The sequence below is a fragment of the Paenibacillus sp. FSL R7-0340 genome (assembly GCF_038002205.1).
Lineage (GTDB): Bacteria > Bacillota > Bacilli > Paenibacillales > Paenibacillaceae > Paenibacillus > Paenibacillus polymyxa_B.
Window position 1 is genome coordinate 4,651,187 of the sequence record NZ_JBBOBY010000001.1, and the last position, 23,501, is coordinate 4,674,687.

A 23,501-nucleotide genomic window follows, 5' to 3' on the forward strand; every position below is an offset into this window, starting at 1 on the left:
TCTACACACCATAGCTCTTAATCGTTGCTTCCAGGGTTTCATCCGTATCTGCTAGCCAAACGAAACTAACCTCAAACGTTCCCGGCTCGAAAAACAATGGAAATCTCCGCTTAAACCAATCCTGCATCGGCAGATTTAGCGCCTCCTTCATATCCACCCACAGCAGTTCTCCCTCAGGGGGATTTTTTAATAGGTCACCTTCAGTGGCTGTAGCCAAATAGTTAAAGACCATATATCTCAGCCCTTGACTTGGATCACAATATTCGTCGATTCCTTTAAATACAATTTCCGTAACGGTTAAGCCTGTTTCTTCCTTTACTTCACGAATGGCCCCATTCACAATGCTTTCTGGAAACTCTACTTTTCCTCCTGGCGCAATATAACCCGGAAACCCCTTTCGATTTGGTCTATTCATAAGCAATACCTTACTTCCGTCTTGAATCATACACATGGTATATATTTTGTGTGTCACTTCTGTTGTCAATCCGATCATACCTTTCTTTATTCACGATTCACTATAATCTAGCTTTTAACTTTCACACCGACATACTGTGGTTAAATATGGAATTTACCATACTTTAACTCGTTATTTTGTAGAGCGCAATAACTCTAACCATAGACTAGATTAGCAGGGTAACCTGGAGCGATCACAGTCCCTCGTCAAACAACTGTAGGCCTATGATTTCAAAGGCGACGCCGTCGCCCGCTTTAACGTTGACATCACCATTCATTTCTTCAGAATCCAAAATAAACGTAGTGTCTCCTACTATAATCTCCAGACATTCTATCTCGCCTGCTTCGCCCTGCATCACTTGATGTATCGTTCCTTGAATCCAGTAGTCGCCTAGCTTTGGTTGAGGCCGAAAAATCCCTGTCTCTTCAGTAGACTTCAGCCTTCTGAACCCTTCTATATTGGATTGAGAAGTCTCGACCGAAATCACACAACCGGGAATCAACTTATCCAAGCTTTGTTCATACGGGACAACATACGCATATCCAGAAGTCAGTTCATGCCAAAAATATGTCCAGTAGCCGTATACTTTTTCCTCGCAAATACTACGAATGATGATATGCTGGTCTTTATTTATTTCCTTGATCTGTACGCGCATATATAGAGTCCTCAGTAGATACTTTTCTTATAATAATAGTGTTTAAAGCCTCTCGGAGCATCGTCAATAACACCAACGACTTCATACCCATGCTTTTCATAGAATTTGGGCGCTTGAAAAGTAAAGGTATTAAGTTGTATAAAATTACACCCTTTATCTCTAGCAATCTGTTCGATTTCACCAAGCAGTTGTGAACCGTAGCCCTTTCCTCTGTAACGCTGATCTACCCACAAAATATCAACCTCCACCCAGTTCCAACATAGTACACTTAGGAGACCGCCCATGACCTGACCGTCTTCATCTTTGAGCGTAAGATTAATCTCTTCGTATTGGGTTCGAATATCTGCTGGGACGTGTTTCGCATTAAACTCAATCAATTCGTTTCTGACTAAACGCGCTTCAGCTCTACTACTTCGATTCATCTGAGGTTCCAGCATCATGGCATAAATCCTCCAATTTAAAATGATTACTAGCACTTACTGATTTAAATATAGAAAATAATAGGGTTAAAATACTTTCATCTTCCTACTGTTATATATTGTATATACTTTTCTATGTTTAGTCACATGATTCATTTAACGGATAGAATTATTCCCGATCTAATTAGCGCTGATTGAAAGTCGCTCCCTGGATTCATGCAAAATATTTAGTAAACGAAAAAAGCAGGCCCCTCTGAAACGGAGAGCCTGCTATCGTTTGTATCCATCGTCTGTCCTACAGGAAAAAAGATGGGATGATTAAATTGAAATATCCAGTGATTTCCCAACTCCTGTAATATCACTACTGTTAACGCTGTTGATACGAGTTGTTTCCGTGTTACTTGGAGCGGGCTTTTCCATTTTTGGAGTTGACGTGCTGCTGGATTGCGAACTTTGCTGTGCAATTTGAGCTTCAATCTGTTTAATTTGCTGCTGAAGCTGCTTCATTTTTGTTTCTTTTGTATCTTTATTATCTTTACTTTGCTGTACCTTGTTGTACTCCGCTTCAAGTTGAGCTTTTTGCTTTTCCAGACTAGCTGTTTCGTTGGTACTGGATGAAGACGAAGTGCTTGCAACAGATATAGAACTGCTGGAAGTGGATGAAATGTTCATACGAGATTTCCCCTTTATAAAAGTATGAGTTTACACGTGTGGGCTAACCGGTTCTAAGCTATGGTATTGCACTCTAATGACTAATACGACGATGATATAGATTGTTCAAAAGTCTTAGCGATTTTATCGAATAAAGCCGATATTTCTTCATCTGTGGCATTTGATTCGTCTGTATTTCCCCACGCGTCTTTTAATGTAGAAAGCAGATCTGTTTCCTGATCTTTGTCCGAAGCTGTTGACCCGGATATAAGACTGGAACTCAGAACGCTTTGCAAATCACTCAGCAAGGATCTTTTTTCATCTACTGTAAGCTCTTTCTCAGATGTAGTGCTGTTATCCTCTTGATTGGAAGTCTCTTGGATATTCCATGCGAATGGAGGCATAATTCCACCCATTGCCTGCATCATAGGAGGCAGACCACTGCTATCCATTTCAGGATGGGACGGGTCTCCTTCAGGCGGCGGTGCAGGACGATTATTTTGGATCGTTTCTGCTATCTTATCGAATAGCTCCGATACTTCCTCATCTGTTGCCGTCGAAAGATCCACACCGGCTAATAAATCGTTAACCGAAGCCAATGGATTCTTCGTGCTATTGGTGAGTTCATCTGTATCAGAGGAAGCACTTGAAGACATCAGATAACTTTGCAGATCAGACAACAGCATTTTCTGTTGGTCTGTAGTTAGTGCAATGGTATCCTGGTCGTCGTACTTGTAATCATTACTGTAGTTTTCCGTAGGAAGCGGAGCCTGCATTCCTCCCGTGTATTCCATAAATTCCTTGCTCAATTCGAGTGAATCGTTAGATTTCTTGTGTGTGGTATGACCCGTGGTATTTAGTCCATTCTCATTTGACTTCACCGTATTCGATTGATCATAGGAAGTCGTGATGAGATGCCTGTTAATGGATAGTGACAAAGTAGATCCCCTCTCAGTGTACATAATGTTTTTAGCTGCCCACCTACCTTTCATCGGCAGCAAATATGAATGCAACCTGAGGGTATGCTGAATGATAACTGAATAAATACAGACTCACTAATACCGTAATCCTTTTTTTTATTTCCTAGACCATAGTCAAGGAAAATCCCCTCCGCAGGACGGGGGGATTAACCCTACTCGAGACAGGAGTAAGTAAAGGGATAATTTGTTACTCTTAGCAAAGAATAAATAAACGTATTCTAAAAATTGAAAGTAGGAGAATGATGTATGATCCGTATTAGCCATTTGGTTCACGAGAGACTTATGTTCCTATTCAAATTTTTGTACTCGCCTGCATATGTGGGTAGTGTAACACCAAGTTCCAGATTTTTAGCTAAAAATATGATAGAATCCATTCCATGGAGTGAAGTTCATGCTGTTGCCGAGCTTGGTGCTGGCACGGGGGCAATTACTCAATACATCCCCTGTGCTGCTAAATTTCAACCCAAGGTTTTACTCTTTGAAAAGGACCAGGCCATGCAGCAGAATTTAAAAAGAAGATTCCCGAATTATCTGTGCTATTCCGACTCGCGTGAGCTTCAGCTTGCTATGAAAAATGCCCAAATAGAACAGCTTGACTGCATAATTAGCGGGCTGCCATTTTTCAATTTTCCACAAGAGATGCGAAATCAAATTGTAGAACAAATTCATCTATCACTCAGGGATGGAGGAATGTTTGTCGCCTTTCAATACTCTAAACAGATGAAGCAACAGTTAGGTGAATGGTTTGATATTGAAGAAATCAAGTTTGTGCCTATGAACGTTCCACCCGCATTCGTGTATGTATGCCGAAAGAAAGCATAAGAAAGGAGTATGCGTATGGACGTGGAATATTTAATTTCCATCATCGAACAATACGGCTATGCAGCATTATTCTTTTCTCTATGGCTCGGAATTGTAGGTCTGCCCATCCCGGACGAAGTCATTGTGATGACTGGCGGGGCTGTAACAAGCATGGGCATACTTCACCCGTTACCCGCTTTTTTAATTGTATATCTTGGGGTTATATCAGGCTTGTCCTTAGGTTATGTATTGGGGAGAACCGTGGGTACACCGATTCTAGAACGTTTGCGCCGGAAGAAAAAAATGGACAAGTACATTACGTTTTCGGAAAAATTAGTACATAAGTATGGAAACTTCACTATTTGCATCAGTTATTTGCTACCGATCGTCCGTCACATTATTCCATATATTGTCGGAATCAATAAAATGAGCTTCAAGCGCTATGCTTTGTTCTCTTATTCAACGGGCTTGATCTGGACGCTGATCTTCTTTCTGCTCGGACGTATCTTTGGCGATCATGTACAAGCAGCAGGAGAACTGATCCATCGTTATGGCCTGCAGATGGCATTGCTTCTCATCATGCTGACAATTATATTTTTTATAATGAAATTTGTGTGGGGGAAGAAAACAACGGAGGAGTAAAGGTTGAGCTTATTCGGCATGTTCATTTTGGCGTTACTTACCTACATGAAAAAGAAATAGACCGCCCTAACCAAAGGTCAACGGTCTATTCTCGATCTATCTTACGCGGCCGACTGCTCTTTATGCAGTTGCTGTATGCTGGAGCCGCGTTAGAGCACGGCTCCTTAATTATTCTTACCTCATTATAACCAATATTACGTAATTACGTGTTTTTATTGCTTGGATAATTATATAAGCGAATTTAAAAGTTACCTTAGTGCCACTACGCAGACGGATGGTGCTTCCCACCGCTCCCGGATTCTTCAAGTAAAATCTTTTATAGGTAGAAATCCGGGGAGGTGATGCTTCCGAAGCGAGCTTTCCTACGGAAAGCTTTTAAAGCGACCGCTTCGCTTGTACAGCACCATTCCGTCTACTCCGTTTTCCATGTACATTTCTTCAGTTCAGCTTATATAGACTTTATTCCTCACATGAAAGAACAGAGCTATAGGATCAGCCCATAATGGTCGCTTGCTAACTGCAGTTGGTAAAGATCTCATTATTCTCTTCTGTTCTAAACTCGGTTACTAGCCTCAAAATTATACTCATCCAAATCTCTTGCGTCTTTAAAATAAGCCTTAAAGCTCTGGACTACGGTTTGATCCTTACTGAGAAATAAAGTTAAGGTTGAATCCCAGCAAATAACTTCAATTTTCGCTTTGGGATGTTGCATTGTCGATTCCAGTTGCCACCAGCCCTCATAGGCATTTGAATAGGACTGCATAGCTAATGCACCAACATCTGCAGCCTCAGATTTTTCAAATCCCATGAGCATTCCCCAAATAAATTGAATCTCATATCTATGTACAAGACGTGTCAGTTGTTCCCCAGTCATCCATAACTTCGTGTTTCCATACCCGTTTTCTTCAAAAGCCAGATTCTGCTCGACATACTCCAAAAGATCGTCCGGTATCCAATTCAGTTCTAACCCAGTAAGTAGCCAATTATATTCCGTTTGGATATTACTTATGGATTCGAAAACCAACTTTAGATCAGTAAAAAAGGGAATTTGGCGTGAATTAATTAATATAGCGTTCACGCATATTCCCCCTCACACATCTTTTATTTTTATCCACACTAATTAACCCTAAGTTATTCTTGTGTAATAGAATCACCTTTCTTATCTTTTTCTTCTTTTTCTTCAAACTCTTCAATATGCTGTTCAAGTACATATTCAATCTGTTTAGCAATTGATCGTTTGTTCTTATCAGCTATATATTTGATCTTCTCAAAGTTTTCTGGTTTTAATCGCAAAGTAAATGCTTTTTTATTCGTTGTCATTGTTTAAAACTCCTCACAATAGTGATGTCATTATTATAGCATTGTGATAACCCATTTACGCACCCTATTGACATCAAAGTGATGTCACCTTAAAATAAGATTATGATCTCACTTTGATGTCACCATAATGGAGGAAGATAAATGAAAGCTATACAAGAAGCCCTTAATCAATTCGTTTCTATTCGCCTGGAACATGTAGCTGGGTCGATGCTGGCTAATTCTCCAGAATACAAAGACTTAATGAAAGACTGTAATCAACTCTTTTCTATTTTACATGATTGCTTGCCAAAGGAATACATACAAACTCTTTACGATTATGATACCAATACTACTCTACTCCAAGGCATGGTTGAATCTATTATGTATGAACAAGGCTTGAAAGATGGCGTTTGTTTAAACCAAATTTTATCTGATTAATATTTTCACTTTAAAAAGAAACTTCTATCCCTGTTAGGAGAACTTTAGCCCAAATAATATTCTTGACCAAAACTGCGCGCTCTACTTGCGTCAAAATTGTCAATTCGGCTAAATAAGTTGAACTCGAAAAATGAAACACAAAAACGGAGTAGGCGGAATGGTGCTGTACAAGCGAAGCGGTCGCTTTTGTCCCCGGATTTCCACCTTAAACAAAGACTAATTCAAGAAATCCGGGGGCGGTGGCGATGGGAAGCACCATCCGACTGCGCAGTGGCACGACAGGTAACTTTTTAGTTCAGGTTTGTCCTTTTTAGCAATACTATCCATATGATATACTATAAACTAACAACAGAATGGCTTAGATGGGCGGTCGGCTAGTCTCCTGCAAAGGAGGTGATGCCTGTGGAGGTTAAAGATACATTAATGTTGATGATTCAATTTGCAACGTTGGTGATCTTGATTATTTCCTTCAACAAAAAGAAATAGACCGCCCTCCGGAAAAGGTTAGCGGTCTATTTTACTAATCCAACCCTACAGCCACCGCCCTTATAAGCGGCTGTTGTAAAAGAGTGAGGATGTTGGTAGCATCCTTACTCTTTTTTAGTATATACTTATTAGCTTTAGTTTATCACAGGAAAAACCATATTGCCAATATGGAAAATCTTTTTAAGAGGCAGCTTTCACCCTACGTTACTTCTTTAATTGAAGCAGCTTAACCAGCTTGTCATGAATGGCAGTATTCGGGTAATTCCCGCTAAACTGAGAAGATCCGGGGCCCATCGCGGTTAACGCCACATCAACAGATGTATGTCCTCCTGTGGTCCAGTCGATATAAAACTTTTCATTAGAGCCTTTTACAGTAAAAGGACCATCCTCTTTGGAGACGCCTTCACCGGATTCATCCTCCGCATCTTCGCCTTCAATCGCCAAACCGCCCGTTTCATGATCTGCCGTCACCAACACTAATGTATCTGGATGCGCTTTGGCATACTCTTTAGCTACTTTAACGGCCTTATCGAGCTGTTGCCCAGCCTTAATCGTTAACTCACCTTCATTGTCATGCGCCATCTCATCCGTTCCTTCTTCCTCTACCATCAGGAAAAAACCTTTTTGGTTTTTGGAAAGAACATCAATCGCTTTAGCCGTCATATCCGGTAAAGAAACCGTTGGGTTGTAAGAGTTACCCAGCTTGTTGTGAGCTTGAAACATCTCTTCATTGGCGAACAGCCCTAACAACTTAGAACCTTTAGCTGCTTTCATTTCTGTCTGATCTGTCACATAGCTATAACCCAGCTTCTTCGCTTGTTCTACCAAATTTCCTTGAGTTCCCTTACTAGCTTCCTCAGGATCTTCTGCCGGAGCATCTGGATGTTTGCCTACTGTTCCTGCAGGGTACCAGAAATCCTCACCACCGCCCAGAATAACATCCACCTTGCTTTTCTCCAGATACTGCTTGGCAATCTCGCTTTGAGCGGAGCGTTTTTCGACATGCGCACCAAAGGCGGCCCCCGTTGCGTCTGTCACTTGGCTTGTCGTCACAACACCTGTAGACATGCCTGCCTTTTTAGCCAGCTCCATAATCGTTGTCACTGGTTTTTTATTCAAATCCATTCCGATCGCGCCGTTATACGTTTTCACACCTGTTGCAATTGCAGTCGCAGCGGCGGCGGAATCCGTAACAAGATTATCCCCTGAACTTGTGCTAACCAAGCCAGTTACAGGCATGTTGTCCATTTCAAGTAATCCCGATTTCCCTACCGTCGCCAAGCGAATCGCGTTGCGACTTGCTTCTCCCATACCATCGCCGATAAAGAGAATGACATTCTTAGGAGCATCGACTTTCGCTGACGAGGTTTTCAGTCCTTTGGATACCTGTGCGGTAGTAGACTTGGTACTAGATGAGGCTGCAAAAGCGTTAGGGATATTAGCAGATAACAATGGCGCACTCAAAACGGTAATGGCACCGAAAGCAAGGATACTCTTTTTCATCGAACGCTTTTTCACAAGGTCACACTCCAATAAATTTAATATTCATATATGATAAAGTAATCATATATCTGCTTTGTAAAGCATCGTAAAGCAAAAGATTACACGAATGTAAAATTTGGAGTGACCACCTGTTTTTTATAAAACAAAAGAAGACACCGACTCTTGGTTTATCAAAGTCGATGCCCTCTGGCGTCTATATTTAAATGGCGGCGATATTTTTGCCGATCGGCATGGTGTAGTAGAGCGGTTTTTGCTGTCCATTTTGCTGATAGACTACAAGCAGAAGCGTGCGGCCTTCGGCTGTCAATGGACTTCCCCCACTCAGGATATGATCCAGACTAAATGGCAGTACATCCAGCACCGCGTGCTTTTGCAGTTCCTTTTCACTCAGCTTCAATGAAGCAAAGGCTGGAATAATCTCGCGGTATGGCTGAGGCTGTTGATTGCCTACATTCGCCTCACCTGTACTCTCCTTGCTCGCATCTGCCACTAAATCTGCAACCGCAGGTGACAACAGCGCGTCCGGGTGCTGGAGAATCATTTTCATGTAGCTGGACCAATCGTCCTTCTCCAAGGTATGCTCCCACCAGATTTTACGCGGCTTGTATTTATGGTTCAGGAAATAATCAAGCTTCATCAGTCCAAGCACCATATCCATTCGCTTTGTTCCACGCGATTCCAGAAAGGACTGGAGACGCGTGAACAAGTCTTCGAGCTGATGTCCGATTTTTTGCCAGCCCTGTCCTTCCCAGTAGTCTCCGAATTCCTGAAAGAAATCAAAAGCGGACGAGAATTCACGCTCAATCAGATAGTTGACTGTATGATCCATACGATGAGAGTTCCAGTATTTCTCCAATACATCTTCCAAGCGCTTGAGCCGGACGATATCGGCAAAGGAAAGGACGTCATTGCTCAGCATTTCATACGGCGCAACATCCATATACGTATAGTTATACTTGTCTGCGTCGATACGCAGTCCGGTGCCACGCAGCATTTTGAGGAAGCCAAGTTGAAGCTCTTCCGGGCCGAGCGCAAAAACGTCATTAAACGTTTTACGGAATGTGTTGTAGTCCTCCAAGGGCAATCCGGCGATCAAATCCAAATGCTGGTCGATTTTACCGCTTTGTTTGACCTTGGTAACAGTACGGGAAAGTTTGGTAAAGTTCTGGCGACGCTTAACCAGCTCATTGGTGGGATCATTCGTTGATTGGACGCCGATTTCAAAACGAAATACGCCCGGCGGCGCGTTTTCCGCCAAATAATCCAATACTTCAGGACGCATAATATCTGCCGTAATCTCAAACTGGAAGACACAGCCACGGTGATTTTCAATCAAAAATTTGAACATTTCCAGTGCATAATCGCGTTTAATATTAAACGTCCGATCCACGAACTTGATTAGGTTGGCCCCATTGTCGATCAGATACAAAATATCTGACTTTGTGCGCTCGATATCGTAATAACGTACCCCAACCTCAATGCTGGACAGACAAAACTGGCAGCTGAACGGACAACCCCGGCTCGTCTCAAAATAAACAACCCGTTTCCCGAGTTCCGGTATATCCTCTGCAAAACGATAGGGCGACGGCAGCTCGTTCAAGTCCGCTTTCGGGCGGCCGGGCATCTGAATAACCTCTTCTCCCTTACGGTAAGCCAGTCCATATACAAAATGGAACTTGCGATCCCCTTCCAGCTCCTGCAGCAGTTGATGGAATGTTTCCTCTCCTTCACCAACCACGATAAAATCCACATTCGCCAAACGCTTCATCCAGTGATCCGTATCGTAGGATACCTCCGGACCACCCAGAACAATTTTGACCTCGGGCATAATTTTTTTCAACACATCAATGACTTTAATCGTCTCTTCAATGTTCCAAATATAACAGGAAAAGCCGATAACATCTGCCCCCCGTTGAAACAAATCGGATACGATGTTCATCACCGGGTCCTTAATTGTGTACTCCGCCAGCTCGATATCAAAGTCCTTTTCACTGTAGGCTTTGAGGCATCGAATTGCCAGCGAGGTATGAATATATTTTGCATTTAACGTTGATAAAATGACTTTCATAGGTCACAACCTTTTATAGTTTGCATGAACTGTTCTATCCTTGCCTTAGTATAGCTATTCAAAATCCTCGTACACATCGTCTGCATAAATCTCGTCCTCGCTTACCGTTCCCCCGATATTCCCCTGATTTTGAAAAAAATCAAGAAACGGCTTGCCGTACTTGCGGAACTTCACTTCGCCGACACCCTTGATCCGCAACATGTCTGCCTCGGATTGCGGGCTCGCTACGCTCATCTCACGCAGCGTCGCATCATTGAAAATGATATAAGACGGTACATGCTCCTGAGCGGCCAGATCGCGGCGGATCAGGCGCAATTGCTCGAACACGGTTTCGTTGACTGCAGCCGGGTATGCATCGCGTCCCTGTCGTCCGCGTGAACCTGCTCCACCTGCAAAAGCCGTGGCATGTCGCACCACACGCTGCATGACTTCTCGCTGGCCTTTCAGCACTTCAGCCGCAAGCTGCTGCAAGCGTACGACCGGATATTGTCCCTCGGACAACATCAGATAGCCTTCCGAAACAAGAACATTGATAATTTCGGCAATTTCTTTTTCCGTCCGGTTGCCCATCACGCCATAGGTTGGCAGGCTGTCAAAACCATACTGCAGCACTTTTTTGTTACGCGAGCCTTTCAAGACCGAGGCGACCATCGAGACCCCATAACGCTCCCGCATGCGATGAATGCACGAAAAAATCTTTTGCGCATCTATGGTCATATCAACCAGTTCCCGCTCATCTGTACATGAACTACATATACCGCAAGCTTCATGCTCTTCCGCTTCTCCGAAATACTCAAGCTGTGCCGTACGTAGGCAACGAGTCGTGTAGCAATAATCAACCATCTGCTGGAGCTTGCGGTAGTCGTTGCGCTTGCGGTCTTCATCCTGTGGATTTTGCTCAATCAGAAACTTCTGCGTCACAATATCTTGCGGTCCGAACAGCAAAATACATTGACTCGGGTCGCCATCACGTCCTGCGCGTCCCGCCTCTTGCACGTAAGCCTCCATATTTTTAGGCATGTTGTAGTGAATGACATAGCGTACGTTCGATTTATCTATCCCCATGCCGAAGGCATTGGTTGCTACAATGACACGGATATCGTCGTACAAAAACCCTTCCTGGCTATCTGCACGTTCCTGATCTGTCATCCCGGCATGATAGCGCCCGGCTGCCATGCCTGCGTCACGCAGCCGTTGGTACAAATCGTCCACGTCCTTACGTGTCGCCGCATAAATAATGCCCGATTCACCCTCATGCTCACGGGCATAATTCAGTAAAAAGCTGCGTTTGTCTTCCCCGCGCAGCACACTGAACGCCAAATTGGGCCGTCCAAGGCCTGTAACGAACGTCTCCGGTGAGCGCAGACGAAGCAGGCGCACGATGTCATCCATGACCTGCGGTGTCGCCGTTGCCGTAAACGCCGCCACGATTGGGCGTTCGTACAGCCCGTCCACGAATGGAGCCACAGCCAGATAGCTGGTACGGAAATCATGGCCCCACTGGGATACGCAGTGTGCCTCATCTACCGCAACGCAGGAAATTGGCAACTGAGCCATTTCATCGCGAAACCAGTCCAGTTCCAGTCGTTCCGGTGCGACATACAGCAACTTCAAGTCACCATTTCGTGCAGCTCGTATGCGGTCATTCACTTCTCGACCACTCAACGTACTATTGATGTAGGCAGCAGCAATCCCCATTGTGGTCAGCGCATCCACCTGGTCTTTCATCAGCGAGATGAGCGGTGACACGACAATGGTCAGCCCCTCATGCAACAACGCGGGGATCTGGTAGCATATCGATTTTCCGCCTCCTGTCGGCATGATGCCCAACGTATCGTTGCCCTCCAGCATACTGGCCACAATTTTCTTTTGTCCCTCCCGGAAATCGGGATAGCCATAAAATTTTTGCAGCAAGTCCTGCGCCCGTTCCAATGTTGGTGCTTGTACACTCATAGTTTCAAAACTCCTCATATTTCTAGCGTCCTTGACGCATATCGGCTTTTCTTTCGTTACCTTTAGTTTACCGGGGTTCAGGGTAATGTTCAACCGCTAGAAGACTGCCAATCTGGTTTAGTCCCTTATGGCGCTCGCTGTTTTCTCATGATATAGTGAACACGGTGCCGCAAATTTGTCCATAACTATGAAGAGACACGGTTCCAAGAAGGAGAAAGAATCCATGAACAATCGGAAACCCCAACGGAAAAATCATACAAAATCTACGTCAAACGCAAGCCATTCCAAACGCAGTCATAAACCTGCCGGAAGATCTGGCTCCCATAAACCGGAAGCTCAACGGAGAACGAATGCTTTAGATAAAGCCCCTGCCAAAACATACATCGTCCAGGAGCCTGCCGAGCTATTGAGCTTTTTAGTAGAACATGTGACTGGCATGGGTCGTAACTCCATTAAATCAGCACTGGCTCGTGGGCAGGTGTCCGTCAACGGCATTCCGCGTACCGTGCATAATTTTCCACTGGAGCAAGGTCAGACTGTCGCTCTTTCCAAGGAAAAAATAACTCCCGTCGTACCACTGACTGGGCTACGTATTTTGCATGAGGATGAAGCCATTATCGTTATCCATAAGGATGCCGGGTTGCTGTCCGTGGCTTCAGCGCAGGAGCAGGAAGTAACAGCATATCGCCAGCTTACGGCCCATGTGAGGCGCGAACATCCGTACAATCGTATTTTTGTACTGCATCGTTTGGATCGTGATACATCAGGAGTGATGATGTTTGCGAAAAGCGAAGCCATACAGCAGGAAATGCAAAAAGCGTGGAAGGAAGTTGTGTATGAACGAACATACATTGCTCTTGTCGAAGGACAAGTTAAAAAAGCTGAGGGTACGATCACTTCATGGCTGAAAGAAAGCAAGACGCTAAAAATGTATTCCAGTCCTTATCCGAATGACGGACAGCACGCAGTCACTCATTACAAGCTGCTTCAAGCCAATCGGCATTTTTCTTTGCTGGAAGTACGTTTGGAAACCGGACGCAAAAATCAAATCCGCGTACATATGGAGGATATCGGCCATCCAATTGTTGGAGATAAAAAATACGGTTCCAAATCCAAGTCGATTGGGCGTCTAGGCCTACATGCGAGGGTATTGTCATTTATTCATCCCGTCACCGGAGTATTGCTGCGTTTTGAATCCGACATTCCTAAAACCTTTTTGAATCCGTTTCGGGAGTAGAATTGGCAAAGCATACGGAGATTAGATGGAAAAATATAAGAGGAAATGAGGGGGCTGTAGAAGACAGCACCCTTTTTTGATTGATTAAGCGGTATACCTCCGAACACCATCAGCCATTTTCATCAACTCATCCCATATATATATGGGCGTATTACACACTGGACAATCTACCCAACCGTTTAAATAGGGTAATTGGGCAAGCAGCTTGTTCTCTTCAATTTTTTGGGCATATTCGTGTAACCACTGCATATTAGCACCTCTACGGTCCAATGAACGGGGGCGGATCGGATGGGGAACCAGATTGTCTGAATTTACAGGATCTTTATCATAGACAACCAGGGTGTCATTCTGTTCATCAGGCCAAATATAGAGCGGGGTACCGCAATGCGGACAATCCAGCGTATATTCGTCACCTGTATCGAAGCTTTGTAGCATATAAGCTACGCAGCGATAACCCTGAAAAGCAGCACCCGCAGCCAGAACATAGCGTTTACCGATATCTCCTTCGTGTTCCTTCGCATAGAGCACCATTTCTTCAGTCAATTCTGCAAGTCGGACAATGGCACTCCGATATTGCGCATAAATATATTCAGCCAGACTAGAATCCACTTTCACCTGATCCCTTGTAAATTCCAATGGAACTTTGGTATGTAGAGGATTGTTATTCTTCGCTTCGAATATTCCGCAAATGTTATATATATCTGCACGAATCCCTATATCAGAACTTTTTAACGCAATGTCTACAAGGTAAGGTACAGCCGCAAATGTACAAGTATACAACGTATTTTGGTGATACAGTTCCTCCCAATACAAGGTGTCAGCCATTTCGCCGTCATATCCGGCTTGGAGCTGCTTCAACATTTCTGGGACGTATTGAGAAGAACCGTAGGGGCCTTGGAGCAGAGTCCAGGCCGGATCGGACAAAGCCAGCATCTTGATACTCCTTTCACCGTTTTTTTTACAGTAGAGGATTTTGCAAAAATCTCATAAGCGACTTCCAATGAACTTTCCAATGAACAAGATATAGATCGAAATGGTTTAGTTCGTCTATATCTTGCACTTCGGAGCGACTGGAATCGAATTTTGCAAAATCCTGACAGTAACATGGGATCGGTTTGTAAATTAAATTTTGCTATCAAAATTCATTTTAACTTCATAATTCTCAGCTTCTTACGTTTATTTCATTATACGCACATTATTAGCTGAAGTTGCTTTTCTCGATTTACGCAATATACAAAATCACTATTTTTTCGGGTCTATAATCATATTCGGTTAAGCTTTCAGCATTGTGAAGGTGACACACATTAAATTAATGAATTACTAACCCGGTTCTTATGTTTTACTACGAGTCCTCTGTCCATTCAGTTCCTTCGCCCTATGCATAGTCTACATTATAAGTCCTGTTACTTAAAAATCGCTGAGTAAGAAATAAAGTATATATACGTTAAAATTTCCATACATGTAAAAACAAAGACGCTCCCCTGCCTGTTTTTAATTATGCCAAACGGGTAAGACATACTTGTTCAAGGCTTTAATCTAACAGCTACAGAACTGATTTTATGAATCGGTATATGAAAAGGAGTGTTGGGAATATTATGTATGAATACTGCGACTATAAGGGGAAATAGCCTATGACCATAACACCGGAACAGCGGATTACCCTGCACGGATTTAACAATTTGACCAAATCATTGAGCTTCAACATGTACGATATTTGTTACACCAAAACCAAAGAAGAACGCGAGGCGTATATTGAATATATTGATGAACAATACAACTCAGATCGGCTGACAGCTATTTTAAAAAATGTATCTGACATTATCGGCGCCCACGTACTCAACGTAGCCCAGCAGGATTATGTACCTCAAGGAGCCAGCGTAACAGTACTTATATCAGAAGGACCCATTGTGGAGGTACCGACTGAATCTTATGCCGAGTCACCAGGCCCCCTACCTGAATCTGTCGTGATACAGCTGGATAAAAGCCACATTACGGTTCACACCTACCCGGAATATCATCCAGACGAGGGGATCAGTACGTTTCGAGCTGATATTGATGTCTCTACCTGTGGGGAAATCTCCCCGCTCAAGGCACTCCACTATTTGACTCATTCTTTCGACACCGACATTATGACGATTGATTACCGGGTACGCGGCTTCACACGTGATACGAATGGACATAAGCTTTTCATCGACCATGATATCGCCTCCATTCAAAACTATATTCCAGACGAAGTGCGCAGTCAGTATGACATGATCGACGTGAATGTGTATCAGGAAAATATTTTTCATACCAAATGTAAGCTAAAACAATTCGATCTGGACAATTACCTGTTCGGCTACATCAAGGAAAGCCTGAGTGAAAAAGAGCAACAAAATATATCAACACGTCTCAAAATCGAAATGGACGAAATTTACTACGGTAAAAATATGACGTAACAGATCGAATGCGTAAAAATAAAACAGATCATTTCATTGAAAAAAAGGATGATCGCTTGGACTGGAATACAGCCGGGCTTTCGTCCTTTTTTAAATACAAAATAATAGATATTACTCAACTTGATCTGTACAAGCGAGAGATTGTTCACTATGATAGGGGAAGAAACCACTAATTTAAAATATCAGCATAGATTTTACATCCGCTTCTCATTGTAAGCGCAATCAATTGATCCTACGTATGATTTTGTTATGGAAGACAAAGGAGGAATTTGTATGCAAGGCGGTATTGGCGGTAAAAACATCATTTTGCGATTGGAAATTTCCACCGGATACATCCAATTTGGTCAATTGATTACGCTGGTAAACGAACATGGCGGAGATGTGATTGCCATTGACGTCATTAGCACCTCTGAGAAGGTCACTGTGAGGGATATTACAGTTACCATTGCCGATCCAGCAGAAATCGACCGAATGATTGCTCGCATTAAAAAAGCACAAGGTGTTAAGGTATTATCCATCTCTGATCGTACCTTCCTATTACACCTCGGGGGCAAAATTGAAATGCAGCCCAAAGTCCCAATTCAAAACCGCGATGACTTATCCCGGGTATATACCCCCGATGTGGCACGCGTATGCATGGCGATTCACGAGGAACCGGACAAAGCTTTCCGCTTGACGATCAAGCGCAACACGGTCGCTGTCGTCTCTGACGGAAGCGCTGTTCTCGGGCTAGGTAACATCGGTCCCTATGCAGCCATGCCGGTTATGGAAGGCAAAGCCATGCTGTTCAAGCAGCTCGGCTCCGTCGATGCCTTTCCAATCTGTCTGGATACGCAGGACACCGAAGAGATCATTAAGGCCATTAAACAAATGGCCCCAGCTTTTGGCGGGATTAATCTGGAGGATATTTCGTCGCCACGATGCTTTGAGATTGAACAGCGGTTACGTAAAGAGCTGGACATACCTGTTTTTCATGACGATCAGCACGGCACAGCTGTCGTTTTATACGCAGGGCTGATCAATGCGCTCAAGGTTGTCGGCAAAGCCCTGTCTGACGTCAAAATTGTCGTCTGTGGTATCGGGGCTGCGGGTGTGGCCTGTACGAAAATTTTGCTATCTGCAGGAGCAGTCAACATCATTGGCGTAGATCGTCACGGAGCGCTTACAGCTGATGAAACATACGAGCATCCGATGTGGAACTGGTATGCGCAGCATACCAACCCTGAACGGCTGTCGGGCACGCTGTCCGAGGTTCTGAAGGATGCTGACGTGTTTATCGGGCTGTCGGCAGGTGGACTACTGCAACGAGAAGACGTGAAACGTATGAAAGAAGCCCCGGTGCTGTTCACTATGGCTAACCCGGTTCCCGAAATTGCGCCAGAGGACGTCGAGGACATTGCGGGTGTCATCGCCACCGGACGTTCGGACTATCCTAACCAAATTAACAATGTGCTTTGTTTCCCTGGCATCTTTCGAGCGGCGCTCGACTGCCGTGCCCGTGAAATCAACGAAGAGATGAAGCTGGCGGCCGCAGAGGCCATCGCAGGCACGATCCGTCCTGAAGAACTAAACAAGCTGTATATTATCCCTGGTGTATTTAACGAGAGTGCAGTTCAACGGGTGCGTGAAAAGGTGATTCAAGCCGCGATTGCGAGCGGTACAGCCAGAAGAGTGCCTCGGGATTTCAGATAAAAGAAAAGGATTGCTCCCCTAAATACGGGTGCAATCCTTTTTGCTATGGAAAGGTCAGTCTGCATATCCGTTTTCTTTACAGCGGTTATGACCTCCATTTAGAGAACAATTGACTGGCACGCTGGGCAAACTCCTCCAGATTAAAGTTGGAGTTGTCCAGCTTGTAGTACCATTTTTTAATCGTATCCAAAATCCATGAGGGAACCTTAACCTCCGAGATACCAGAATAAAACGTATGATACGCCCACACCAAATGCTCCCAGCGCTTGTCATCGCCTTCCTTCACGTATTCAGATACATCCAATACCTTGGCACGTCCGTCTTGCATGAGTACATTCTTGAGGTGAATATCACGGGGATTCAGCCCCTTGGATCGGACAAATTCCCTCGCCTTTTCCACATCCAGAATGACCTGCTCTGGCACAGGAATTCCTTGCAGCAGACAATCCAGCAGCGTAATACCGGATTCATAACTTATGACAATATACTTGTCGCCTTTTCCGTAATAATGAGGAAAAAAGTCAGACCCTCGCAAACGCTCATATACGTCGGCCTCCGCATCTTTCTTCTCGATCGCCATGTCTGAGTACACCTTGAACGCGTAGCCTGGCAACGTATCGAGCGTAAATACGGCCGCATCTGTCCCGATGCCAATACAGCGGACGTCTTGAGTGCCTGTTTTAATGGTAACCGGATCATTATCCTCCGTACTGTATACGGTCACTTGACTTATGATGTCTTCTGCCTGCCTCCATTGTTCTACCATGCGCGATCCCCTCCTTCTCTGTTCTAAACCAATACCAATAAAGTTAGTTCTATAACAGATAAATAGTATTACGGGTTATCTTTTGGAATGGCTTCAAAATAGGTTGATTCTTTTATAAATACGGTATGTACCGTGTCTAACGAGCGTCCGGCAGAAGCAACCTTCTTAACTCTGCATAGCTTGCTGCTGTTTTATAGATCCCCAGCACGTCAGTCTCCGGGGGAGCGTTCCTGTGATTGAACCAGATCACCTGCCAATTCGCAGCTATAGCTCCCGCCACGTCATTACGCCAGGAATCCCCAATGTAGCAGCAGTGCTCTGCTAACGTTCCTGTCCGTTCGTTCACTACTTCAAAAATGCGCGGATCAGGCTTGGCATAGCCAACGGTCCCAGATACAAAGATATGCTCTGCTGCAACATGATTTTCCAGTGCCATGGCCTTGATCTTGTTCATCTGGTGTTCTTCAAGACCGTTTGTAATTAATCCAACTAAAAATCCAGCCGAGCTCAAATCATTTATTAACGAGGTTGCCCCCTCAAAAGGCTCAATTCGGTACTGACGATCCAAGTATTCTTGTTGAACATGTACTGCCTGCTCACGGGTAATTTCTACCCCGAATTCTTGTAAAGCCAGAATGAAACGGCCTTCCCTCATCTCATCCAGTTCATCCGGCCCTGCCTTCCCCTCCAATAGTCCTCCTTTAGCCGATAGTACATCGCTGTAATAGCGAATACGATGGTAGGCTTTCTCATAAGGAAAACGATCACTCAATCCTAATACTGTACGCAATGCATCGCGTGTAGGGTGCAAATGATCGTACATCGTATCATCTACATCAAAAAAAACAGCCTTCTTTTGCAAGTTCATATGCCCACTTCTTTCTGTTAAATCTTCGGATGACGCTCCTTTTCACCTTGTCCTGATATTATACCCGTTGGCCTGTTACGTTGCACCCTGTCCTTCACACTGCGCATCCTGCAATCACACTTCACGGTTGCTAACATACACTGAAAAGACCGCATTTTCACAAACTCACTTTACTTCTCTACCGAGCTAACATAGGTATCTTGTCCTGCTTTGCCCGAAAGCGTTTTATTTGACAACACACGGGTAAAAGGTCACATTTTTGAAAATATTCGTCATACAGGTTTACATTTCGTGTAAAATCACGTACCTTTTAGGGATGAACGCTTTACGGATGTACTTGGATAAGGGAGGCATACACGATGGATTCCGGTTCTAACCTAGCCTATGGATCAGCTACACCTTTGATTGAGGCACTTATAGAATTTGAAAAAGAGCTCGAAGCGAACCGGCATTCTCTGAGTTTTGATTTGGGATTGATTATGGAGCAGGGCCACGCGCCACGATATATGGCTACACCACCAGATGTTGTTCCTTTTGCCCACGCAGGGGTGGACGGAATACATTATGGCTTTTTAACGGATTTTGGGCTTGAAAAGGACCTTTCCCGGGCCCCTATAGTATGTGTATCTCCCGTCGATTGGACGGGTGTATGGGTGGTTGCCCGTCATTTGCAGGATTTTTTAAGCGTTGTTTATACAGAGAACAGTTCATTAAAACGATACTACGCCAGTGGAGATGACTATTCTGGACATGCAGGTCAGCGACTGCCTCAGATTGTAGATGAACGCACCGCGTTTGTACGCGAATGCTTTCGCGAACGCTTTGGTATCGAACCGATTCAGGATATGGCTGCGTATATCGACAGCTTGCGAACAGAACGGAAGCACAATGAAGCAGCTCCTACGCTAAACGGGTTGGGCATTCAGTTATCTTCTTCTGCGAAGAATAGCTCTTCTATGGAGAGTGCCCTCTTGACCGTAACGGAGCCTTTCCTTTGGGAACAACAAGGCGAAGCTGTGCGTGAGTTGTTCCACAACGGTTCGCGTGAAGCCAGACTGGCTTTTATTCGGGATGCCCAGACACGGCATTTGTTCACCCATTCTGCCCTTCGTGCTTTTGTAGCTGGACAGCTTAAGGTGATGGGTCTGTCTGAGGCCGCAACATATCTGGAAGAGTCCTACTATACCGTTATTCCCGATATGATAGAATCTTGATGAAATCCTTGGCTTCCGCCTAACATAACCGCCTCTGAAAAGGCGGCTTTTTGTGCTACAATAAATGAAAATAATAGGGTCGAACGGCCCGGTACGAATGAAAGAGAGCGAGTATGAATAATCATTCCTATCCTACTCCTGAAATCATTGAGGTTTGTCTGTTGGCGGGCAAACTGATGATGCAAAATGGAGCCGAAACCTATCGTGTTGAAGACACGATGTCCCGCATTGCTTCGGCCTATGGCATATCCCAGTCCCATAGCTATGTAACACCAACTGGGATTTTTTTTGCCATTAATGACTCGGAGCCTGCCAAGCTTATCCGCATCGTAGAGCGGACTACCGATTTGCACAAGGTGACAGAGGTCAATTCCATTTCACGTAAAATCAGCACAGGCGATTTGTCTCCTCGCGCTGCCGTCAAGGAGCTTTCGGAGATTGAACGTGGCCCCCTCCGCTATTCCAACCGTGTACAGCTGATGGCTGCTGCGTTGGCCAGCGGTTGCTTCATGATCATGTTTGGTGGAGTCTGGCGAGATTTCCCCGCAGCTGTGTTATGCGGAGGTATCGGATTTGCAGCTGTACAGTATTTTCACAGGCTCGTTAAGGTTAAGTTTTTCTCAGAGTTTTCTGCATCTTTTCTAATCGGCTTGTTGGCGGCTCTATTAACGATAGTAGGCTGGGGACAGATGATGGATAAAATTATTATTGGCTCTGTCATGCCACTGGTTCCAGGCTTGTTAATTACAAATGCCATCCGTGATTTAATGTCCGGGCACCTTGTTTCGGGTCTTTCCAAGGGAGCCGATGCTTGCCTGACGTCTTTCGGCATTGGAGCTGGCGTTGCGGTTATCATTTCTTATATGTGATTCGGAGGAGATTCAAGTCTATGCTTGCACAATTATTCACAAGCTTTATTGCCACCGCTGCTTTCGGCATACTTTTCCATGCCCCCCGGCGTTCACTACTGCAATGCGGTTTTGTTGGTATGCTAGGCTGGCTTGTCTATTATTCAACCACGGACAGCATGGGGCCTGTGAGCGCCAGCCTTTTGGCAACGATTCTCATCGGCATCGTCAGTCAAGGCTTTGCGCGGCTGTACAAAATGCCTGTGATTATTTTCAGTGTGGCAGGCATGATTCCGCTCGTTCCAGGGGGAATGGCCTATAATGCCATGCGCCAGTTCGTACAACAACATTATCCTCAGGCACTGGAGCTGGCCATGAGCACGCTGATGATCGCAGGTGCTATTGCTGTCGGTTTGGTGCTGTCTGAGGTGCTTAATCAAATTTTTCACAGTATACGTTTTAAACCACAGCGCTAAAAGCGATGAAAATAGCAAAGTAAAAGAGGCTGCTCCTAAAATCATCCGCAGTGTTTGAGAAGGTTTTGGAAACAGCCTTTTTCTGTACACATTACAAAGAATATTTAACTGTCATAAGCTATTATTCATCCACTCGCTTACCCAATATCGCTAAATCTCGCTCTATGCTGTCGAGCACAGCTACACGCGGATAGTATCCCCATTGCTCAAAACCAAACTTCTGCAGCAGCCCAATACTTGGCTCATTATGACCAAAAACAAATCCCAACAACGTTGTAATCCCCAGTCTCGGACATTCATTTAGCAAGTGCTGTACCAGTCGACTTCCTGTTCCTGTTCCACGAGAATCCTCATGGACGTATATGCTAATTTCTGCTGTACCGTTATAAGCTGGACGCCCATAAAAGGACTGAAGGCTGGCCCATCCGGCAATTGCACCCTTTTGTTTTAATACCCACAAAGGGCGGTGGTTCTCCTGATGAGCCTCAAACCATGGAATGCGACTCTCCACTGTCACCGGTTCCAGATCTGCCGTGACCATTCGTCCTGCGATCGTAGAATTATAAATGTCCACAATATCGGGAAGATCCTCTTTGCACGCAAATTCAATGGAAAAAGATTGGTCCTTATTCATTATTCGTATCCGCCTCCTATTGTGTGATTTATTTATTGTACAAGACAAGCGCCCGATCAGCCATATCGAGTTGTTTTGCGGATTAGTCCCAAAGGGTTTTATAATAGAGCCTGAAGATAAGGAAAAATAAAAACGGGGAAAGCGATTTAACACGATGAGACGGGAGGTATGTTTCGGAGTTAAGGATTCTGAAGCAGCTTAATATGAATATTGGAACTCAACTCTTGATTTTGGAAATACCTATGGAATCTTTTTTTGGAAAAACGACTATTTATCCTGTACTGCTCAAGGACGAGGATGGACTTACACTGATTGACACGGGAATGCTTGGCCAATTGGAGCCATTACGCAAGGCTATCTCAGATGTGGGTGAGGATATCAGCCGCGTGAAAAGAATTATTTTAACACATCAGGATATTGACCATATCGGAAATGTTCATGCACTGCTGGATCTGCTGCCGAATACTGCCCTGTTAGCCCATAAGGATGACGTTCCTTACATGACAGGAGAGCGACCGTTTGTGAAGCTGACGCCCGAACGGATTAAACAAATGGATACTGTGCTCAAGCAGCAAGCAGAGGATATGATTCGCCGCCTGCCAGATTTGCGCTTTGCTCATATTCTTGAGGACGGTGAGCATCTGCCTTATGGTGGGGGCATACAGATTATTCATACACCCGGTCACACGCCCGGGCATATCAGCTTGTATGTGCCCGCACAAAAGCTACTATTGGCAGCAGATGAACTGCTGGTAGTCGAAGGTGAACTGGTCGGGCCTGCAGAGTCGGCTACGCCGGATATGCCGCTGGCCCTGAAGAGCCTCGATAAACTAACTGTATTGGATGTCGAGAAGGTACTCTGCTACCATGGTGGTTACTATGATCAGAATGTACAGGCACGACTGCAAACATTATGTCAGGAAAGAGAATAAGTCATTCAATGCTATAAATAATTATGTATGAAGAGCTATAATGAATA

Annotated in this window: 25 protein-coding genes; 11 read left to right on the forward strand and 14 right to left on the reverse strand. The window is 44.5% G+C overall.

Annotation, left to right across the window (positions count from 1 at the left end; all coding sequences use genetic code 11):
• Nucleotide 1 precedes the first annotated feature (1 nt).
• The 5 genes from MKX59_RS20780 to MKX59_RS20800 form a co-directional block, all read right to left on the reverse strand.
• A complete protein-coding gene (locus tag MKX59_RS20780; protein ID WP_023987712.1) occupies nt 2–493 on the reverse strand; it encodes an 8-oxo-dGTP diphosphatase in 492 nt (163 codons plus the stop codon).
• A gap of 154 nt (nt 494–647) precedes the next feature.
• Nucleotides 648–1,109 carry a hypothetical protein gene (locus MKX59_RS20785; RefSeq protein WP_340858836.1) on the reverse strand — a complete coding sequence of 154 codons (462 nt, stop codon included), beginning with the start codon at nt 1,107–1,109 and terminating at the stop codon, nt 648–650.
• A gap of 11 nt (nt 1,110–1,120) precedes the next feature.
• Nucleotides 1,121–1,549 carry a GNAT family N-acetyltransferase gene (locus tag MKX59_RS20790; protein ID WP_340858838.1) on the reverse strand — a complete coding sequence of 143 codons (429 nt, stop codon included), beginning with the start codon at nt 1,547–1,549 and terminating at the stop codon, nt 1,121–1,123.
• 297 nt (nt 1,550–1,846) lie between these two features.
• Nucleotides 1,847–2,200 carry a FlxA-like family protein gene (locus MKX59_RS20795; protein WP_340858840.1) on the reverse strand — a complete coding sequence of 118 codons (354 nt, stop codon included), beginning with the start codon at nt 2,198–2,200 and terminating at the stop codon, nt 1,847–1,849.
• 80 nt (nt 2,201–2,280) lie between these two features.
• Complete coding sequence (locus MKX59_RS20800) at nt 2,281–3,117, reverse strand: hypothetical protein (RefSeq protein ID WP_068939950.1); 837 nt, start codon at nt 3,115–3,117, stop codon at nt 2,281–2,283.
• A 288-nt stretch (nt 3,118–3,405) separates the two neighbouring features.
• Here MKX59_RS20800 and MKX59_RS20805 point away from each other — a divergent pair, with 288 nt between their 5' ends.
• Both MKX59_RS20805 and MKX59_RS20810 read left to right on the forward strand, forming a co-directional pair.
• Nucleotides 3,406–3,981, forward strand: a complete 576-nt coding sequence (locus MKX59_RS20805; protein ID WP_053324924.1) for a class I SAM-dependent methyltransferase — start codon at nt 3,406–3,408, stop codon at nt 3,979–3,981.
• Between the two features lie 15 nt (nt 3,982–3,996).
• Nucleotides 3,997–4,602, forward strand: a complete 606-nt coding sequence (locus tag MKX59_RS20810; RefSeq protein WP_023987704.1) for a DedA family protein — start codon at nt 3,997–3,999, stop codon at nt 4,600–4,602.
• 553 nt (nt 4,603–5,155) lie between these two features.
• Here MKX59_RS20810 and MKX59_RS20815 read toward each other — a convergent pair.
• Together MKX59_RS20815 and MKX59_RS20820 are read right to left on the reverse strand one after the other, a co-directional pair.
• Entirely contained in the window at nt 5,156–5,680 is a 525-nt protein-coding gene (locus MKX59_RS20815) for a hypothetical protein (protein ID WP_049828510.1), read from the reverse strand.
• 53 nt (nt 5,681–5,733) lie between these two features.
• A complete protein-coding gene (locus MKX59_RS20820; protein ID WP_028543000.1) occupies nt 5,734–5,922 on the reverse strand; it encodes a hypothetical protein in 189 nt (62 codons plus the stop codon).
• 141 nt (nt 5,923–6,063) lie between these two features.
• Here MKX59_RS20820 and MKX59_RS20825 point away from each other — a divergent pair, with 141 nt between their 5' ends.
• Together MKX59_RS20825 and MKX59_RS27625 are read left to right on the forward strand one after the other, a co-directional pair.
• Nucleotides 6,064–6,339, forward strand: a complete 276-nt coding sequence (locus MKX59_RS20825; RefSeq protein ID WP_028543001.1) for a hypothetical protein — start codon at nt 6,064–6,066, stop codon at nt 6,337–6,339.
• Between the two features lie 396 nt (nt 6,340–6,735).
• Nucleotides 6,736–6,825 carry a putative holin-like toxin gene (locus MKX59_RS27625; protein ID WP_007429455.1) on the forward strand — a complete coding sequence of 30 codons (90 nt, stop codon included), beginning with the start codon at nt 6,736–6,738 and terminating at the stop codon, nt 6,823–6,825.
• Between the two features lie 204 nt (nt 6,826–7,029).
• On the opposite strand, the gene MKX59_RS20830 is transcribed toward MKX59_RS27625, so the two are convergent.
• The 3 genes from MKX59_RS20830 to recQ all read right to left on the reverse strand — a co-directional run bounded on the left by MKX59_RS20830 (nt 7,030) and on the right by recQ (nt 12,349).
• Nucleotides 7,030–8,343, reverse strand: coding sequence for an alkaline phosphatase (locus MKX59_RS20830; protein WP_023987703.1), 1,314 nt, complete (start codon nt 8,341–8,343; stop codon nt 7,030–7,032).
• Between the two features lie 184 nt (nt 8,344–8,527).
• On the reverse strand, nt 8,528–10,396 hold the full coding sequence (locus tag MKX59_RS20835) for a B12-binding domain-containing radical SAM protein (protein WP_028543002.1): 1,869 nt from the start codon (nt 10,394–10,396) through the stop codon (nt 8,528–8,530).
• Nucleotides 10,397–10,450: 54 nt separating this feature from the next.
• The gene (recQ, locus tag MKX59_RS20840; protein ID WP_025724305.1) at nt 10,451–12,349 is read right to left on the reverse strand and encodes a DNA helicase RecQ; all 1,899 of its coding nucleotides are present in this window, start codon (nt 12,347–12,349) and stop codon (nt 10,451–10,453) included.
• Nucleotides 12,350–12,572: 223 nt separating this feature from the next.
• Here recQ and MKX59_RS20845 point away from each other — a divergent pair, with 223 nt between their 5' ends.
• Nucleotides 12,573–13,586, forward strand: coding sequence for an RluA family pseudouridine synthase (locus tag MKX59_RS20845; protein WP_023987700.1), 1,014 nt, complete (start codon nt 12,573–12,575; stop codon nt 13,584–13,586).
• A gap of 84 nt (nt 13,587–13,670) precedes the next feature.
• Here MKX59_RS20845 and MKX59_RS20850 read toward each other — a convergent pair whose 3' ends face one another.
• On the reverse strand, nt 13,671–14,519 hold the full coding sequence (locus tag MKX59_RS20850; protein ID WP_075153940.1) for a hypothetical protein: 849 nt from the start codon (nt 14,517–14,519) through the stop codon (nt 13,671–13,673).
• 698 nt (nt 14,520–15,217) lie between these two features.
• Here MKX59_RS20850 and speD point away from each other — a divergent pair.
• Nucleotides 15,218–16,024, forward strand: coding sequence for an adenosylmethionine decarboxylase (gene speD / locus MKX59_RS20855; protein ID WP_076264349.1), 807 nt, complete (start codon nt 15,218–15,220; stop codon nt 16,022–16,024).
• Nucleotides 16,025–16,297: 273 nt separating this feature from the next.
• The gene (locus tag MKX59_RS20860) at nt 16,298–17,716 is read left to right on the forward strand and encodes an NAD-dependent malic enzyme (RefSeq protein ID WP_322155896.1); all 1,419 of its coding nucleotides are present in this window, start codon (nt 16,298–16,300) and stop codon (nt 17,714–17,716) included.
• An 85-nt stretch (nt 17,717–17,801) separates the two neighbouring features.
• Here MKX59_RS20860 and MKX59_RS20865 read toward each other — a convergent pair whose 3' ends face one another.
• Nucleotides 17,802–18,482: a serine/threonine protein kinase gene (locus tag MKX59_RS20865; RefSeq protein ID WP_023987697.1), complete on the reverse strand. Its 681-nt coding sequence runs from the start codon at nt 18,480–18,482 to the stop codon at nt 17,802–17,804.
• Between the two features lie 136 nt (nt 18,483–18,618).
• Nucleotides 18,619–19,350 carry an HAD family hydrolase gene (locus tag MKX59_RS20870; RefSeq protein WP_069081073.1) on the reverse strand — a complete coding sequence of 244 codons (732 nt, stop codon included), beginning with the start codon at nt 19,348–19,350 and terminating at the stop codon, nt 18,619–18,621.
• A gap of 359 nt (nt 19,351–19,709) precedes the next feature.
• Between MKX59_RS20870 and MKX59_RS20875 the strand changes: the two genes are divergently transcribed.
• The 3 genes from MKX59_RS20875 (at nt 19,710) to MKX59_RS20885 (ending at nt 21,888) form a co-directional block, all read left to right on the forward strand.
• Complete coding sequence (locus MKX59_RS20875) at nt 19,710–20,564, forward strand: hypothetical protein (RefSeq protein ID WP_340858847.1); 855 nt, start codon at nt 19,710–19,712, stop codon at nt 20,562–20,564.
• Between the two features lie 113 nt (nt 20,565–20,677).
• On the forward strand, nt 20,678–21,433 hold the full coding sequence (locus MKX59_RS20880) for a threonine/serine exporter family protein (protein WP_013309319.1): 756 nt from the start codon (nt 20,678–20,680) through the stop codon (nt 21,431–21,433).
• Between the two features lie 20 nt (nt 21,434–21,453).
• Nucleotides 21,454–21,888, forward strand: coding sequence for a threonine/serine exporter family protein (locus MKX59_RS20885; protein WP_013309318.1), 435 nt, complete (start codon nt 21,454–21,456; stop codon nt 21,886–21,888).
• Between the two features lie 121 nt (nt 21,889–22,009).
• Here MKX59_RS20885 and MKX59_RS20890 read toward each other — a convergent pair whose 3' ends face one another.
• Nucleotides 22,010–22,522, reverse strand: a complete 513-nt coding sequence (locus MKX59_RS20890) for a GNAT family N-acetyltransferase (protein WP_023987694.1) — start codon at nt 22,520–22,522, stop codon at nt 22,010–22,012.
• A 203-nt stretch (nt 22,523–22,725) separates the two neighbouring features.
• Here MKX59_RS20890 and MKX59_RS20895 point away from each other — a divergent pair, with 203 nt between their 5' ends.
• Nucleotides 22,726–23,454: an MBL fold metallo-hydrolase gene (locus tag MKX59_RS20895; protein ID WP_028543006.1), complete on the forward strand. Its 729-nt coding sequence runs from the start codon at nt 22,726–22,728 to the stop codon at nt 23,452–23,454.
• Nucleotides 23,455–23,501: the final 47 nt, after the last annotated feature.

What these genes read in the sequence shown, in the direction of transcription:
- MKX59_RS20780 (WP_023987712.1), bottom strand. Translation starts at nt 493, where the DNA reads ATGATCGGATTGACAACAGAAGTGACACACAAAATATATACCATGTGT.
- MKX59_RS20785 (WP_340858836.1), bottom strand. Translation starts at nt 1,109, where the DNA reads ATGCGCGTACAGATCAAGGAAATAAATAAAGACCAGCATATCATCATT.
- MKX59_RS20790 (WP_340858838.1), bottom strand. Translation starts at nt 1,549, where the DNA reads ATGATGCTGGAACCTCAGATGAATCGAAGTAGTAGAGCTGAAGCGCGT.
- MKX59_RS20795 (WP_340858840.1), bottom strand. Translation starts at nt 2,200, where the DNA reads ATGAACATTTCATCCACTTCCAGCAGTTCTATATCTGTTGCAAGCACT.
- MKX59_RS20805 (WP_053324924.1), top strand. Translation starts at nt 3,406, where the DNA reads ATGATCCGTATTAGCCATTTGGTTCACGAGAGACTTATGTTCCTATTC.
- MKX59_RS20810 (WP_023987704.1), top strand. Translation starts at nt 3,997, where the DNA reads ATGGACGTGGAATATTTAATTTCCATCATCGAACAATACGGCTATGCA.
- MKX59_RS20820 (WP_028543000.1), bottom strand. Translation starts at nt 5,922, where the DNA reads ATGACAACGAATAAAAAAGCATTTACTTTGCGATTAAAACCAGAAAAC.
- MKX59_RS20825 (WP_028543001.1), top strand. Translation starts at nt 6,064, where the DNA reads ATGAAAGCTATACAAGAAGCCCTTAATCAATTCGTTTCTATTCGCCTG.
- MKX59_RS27625 (WP_007429455.1), top strand. Translation starts at nt 6,736, where the DNA reads ATGCCTGTGGAGGTTAAAGATACATTAATGTTGATGATTCAATTTGCA.
- MKX59_RS20835 (WP_028543002.1), bottom strand. Translation starts at nt 10,396, where the DNA reads ATGAAAGTCATTTTATCAACGTTAAATGCAAAATATATTCATACCTCG.
- recQ (WP_025724305.1), bottom strand. Translation starts at nt 12,349, where the DNA reads ATGAGTGTACAAGCACCAACATTGGAACGGGCGCAGGACTTGCTGCAA.
- MKX59_RS20845 (WP_023987700.1), top strand. Translation starts at nt 12,573, where the DNA reads ATGAACAATCGGAAACCCCAACGGAAAAATCATACAAAATCTACGTCA.
- MKX59_RS20850 (WP_075153940.1), bottom strand. Translation starts at nt 14,519, where the DNA reads ATGCTGGCTTTGTCCGATCCGGCCTGGACTCTGCTCCAAGGCCCCTAC.
- speD (WP_076264349.1), top strand. Translation starts at nt 15,218, where the DNA reads ATGACCATAACACCGGAACAGCGGATTACCCTGCACGGATTTAACAAT.
- MKX59_RS20860 (WP_322155896.1), top strand. Translation starts at nt 16,298, where the DNA reads ATGCAAGGCGGTATTGGCGGTAAAAACATCATTTTGCGATTGGAAATT.
- MKX59_RS20865 (WP_023987697.1), bottom strand. Translation starts at nt 18,482, where the DNA reads ATGGTAGAACAATGGAGGCAGGCAGAAGACATCATAAGTCAAGTGACC.
- MKX59_RS20870 (WP_069081073.1), bottom strand. Translation starts at nt 19,350, where the DNA reads ATGAACTTGCAAAAGAAGGCTGTTTTTTTTGATGTAGATGATACGATG.
- MKX59_RS20875 (WP_340858847.1), top strand. Translation starts at nt 19,710, where the DNA reads ATGGATTCCGGTTCTAACCTAGCCTATGGATCAGCTACACCTTTGATT.
- MKX59_RS20880 (WP_013309319.1), top strand. Translation starts at nt 20,678, where the DNA reads ATGAATAATCATTCCTATCCTACTCCTGAAATCATTGAGGTTTGTCTG.
- MKX59_RS20885 (WP_013309318.1), top strand. Translation starts at nt 21,454, where the DNA reads ATGCTTGCACAATTATTCACAAGCTTTATTGCCACCGCTGCTTTCGGC.
- MKX59_RS20890 (WP_023987694.1), bottom strand. Translation starts at nt 22,522, where the DNA reads ATGAATAAGGACCAATCTTTTTCCATTGAATTTGCGTGCAAAGAGGAT.
- MKX59_RS20895 (WP_028543006.1), top strand. Translation starts at nt 22,726, where the DNA reads ATGAATATTGGAACTCAACTCTTGATTTTGGAAATACCTATGGAATCT.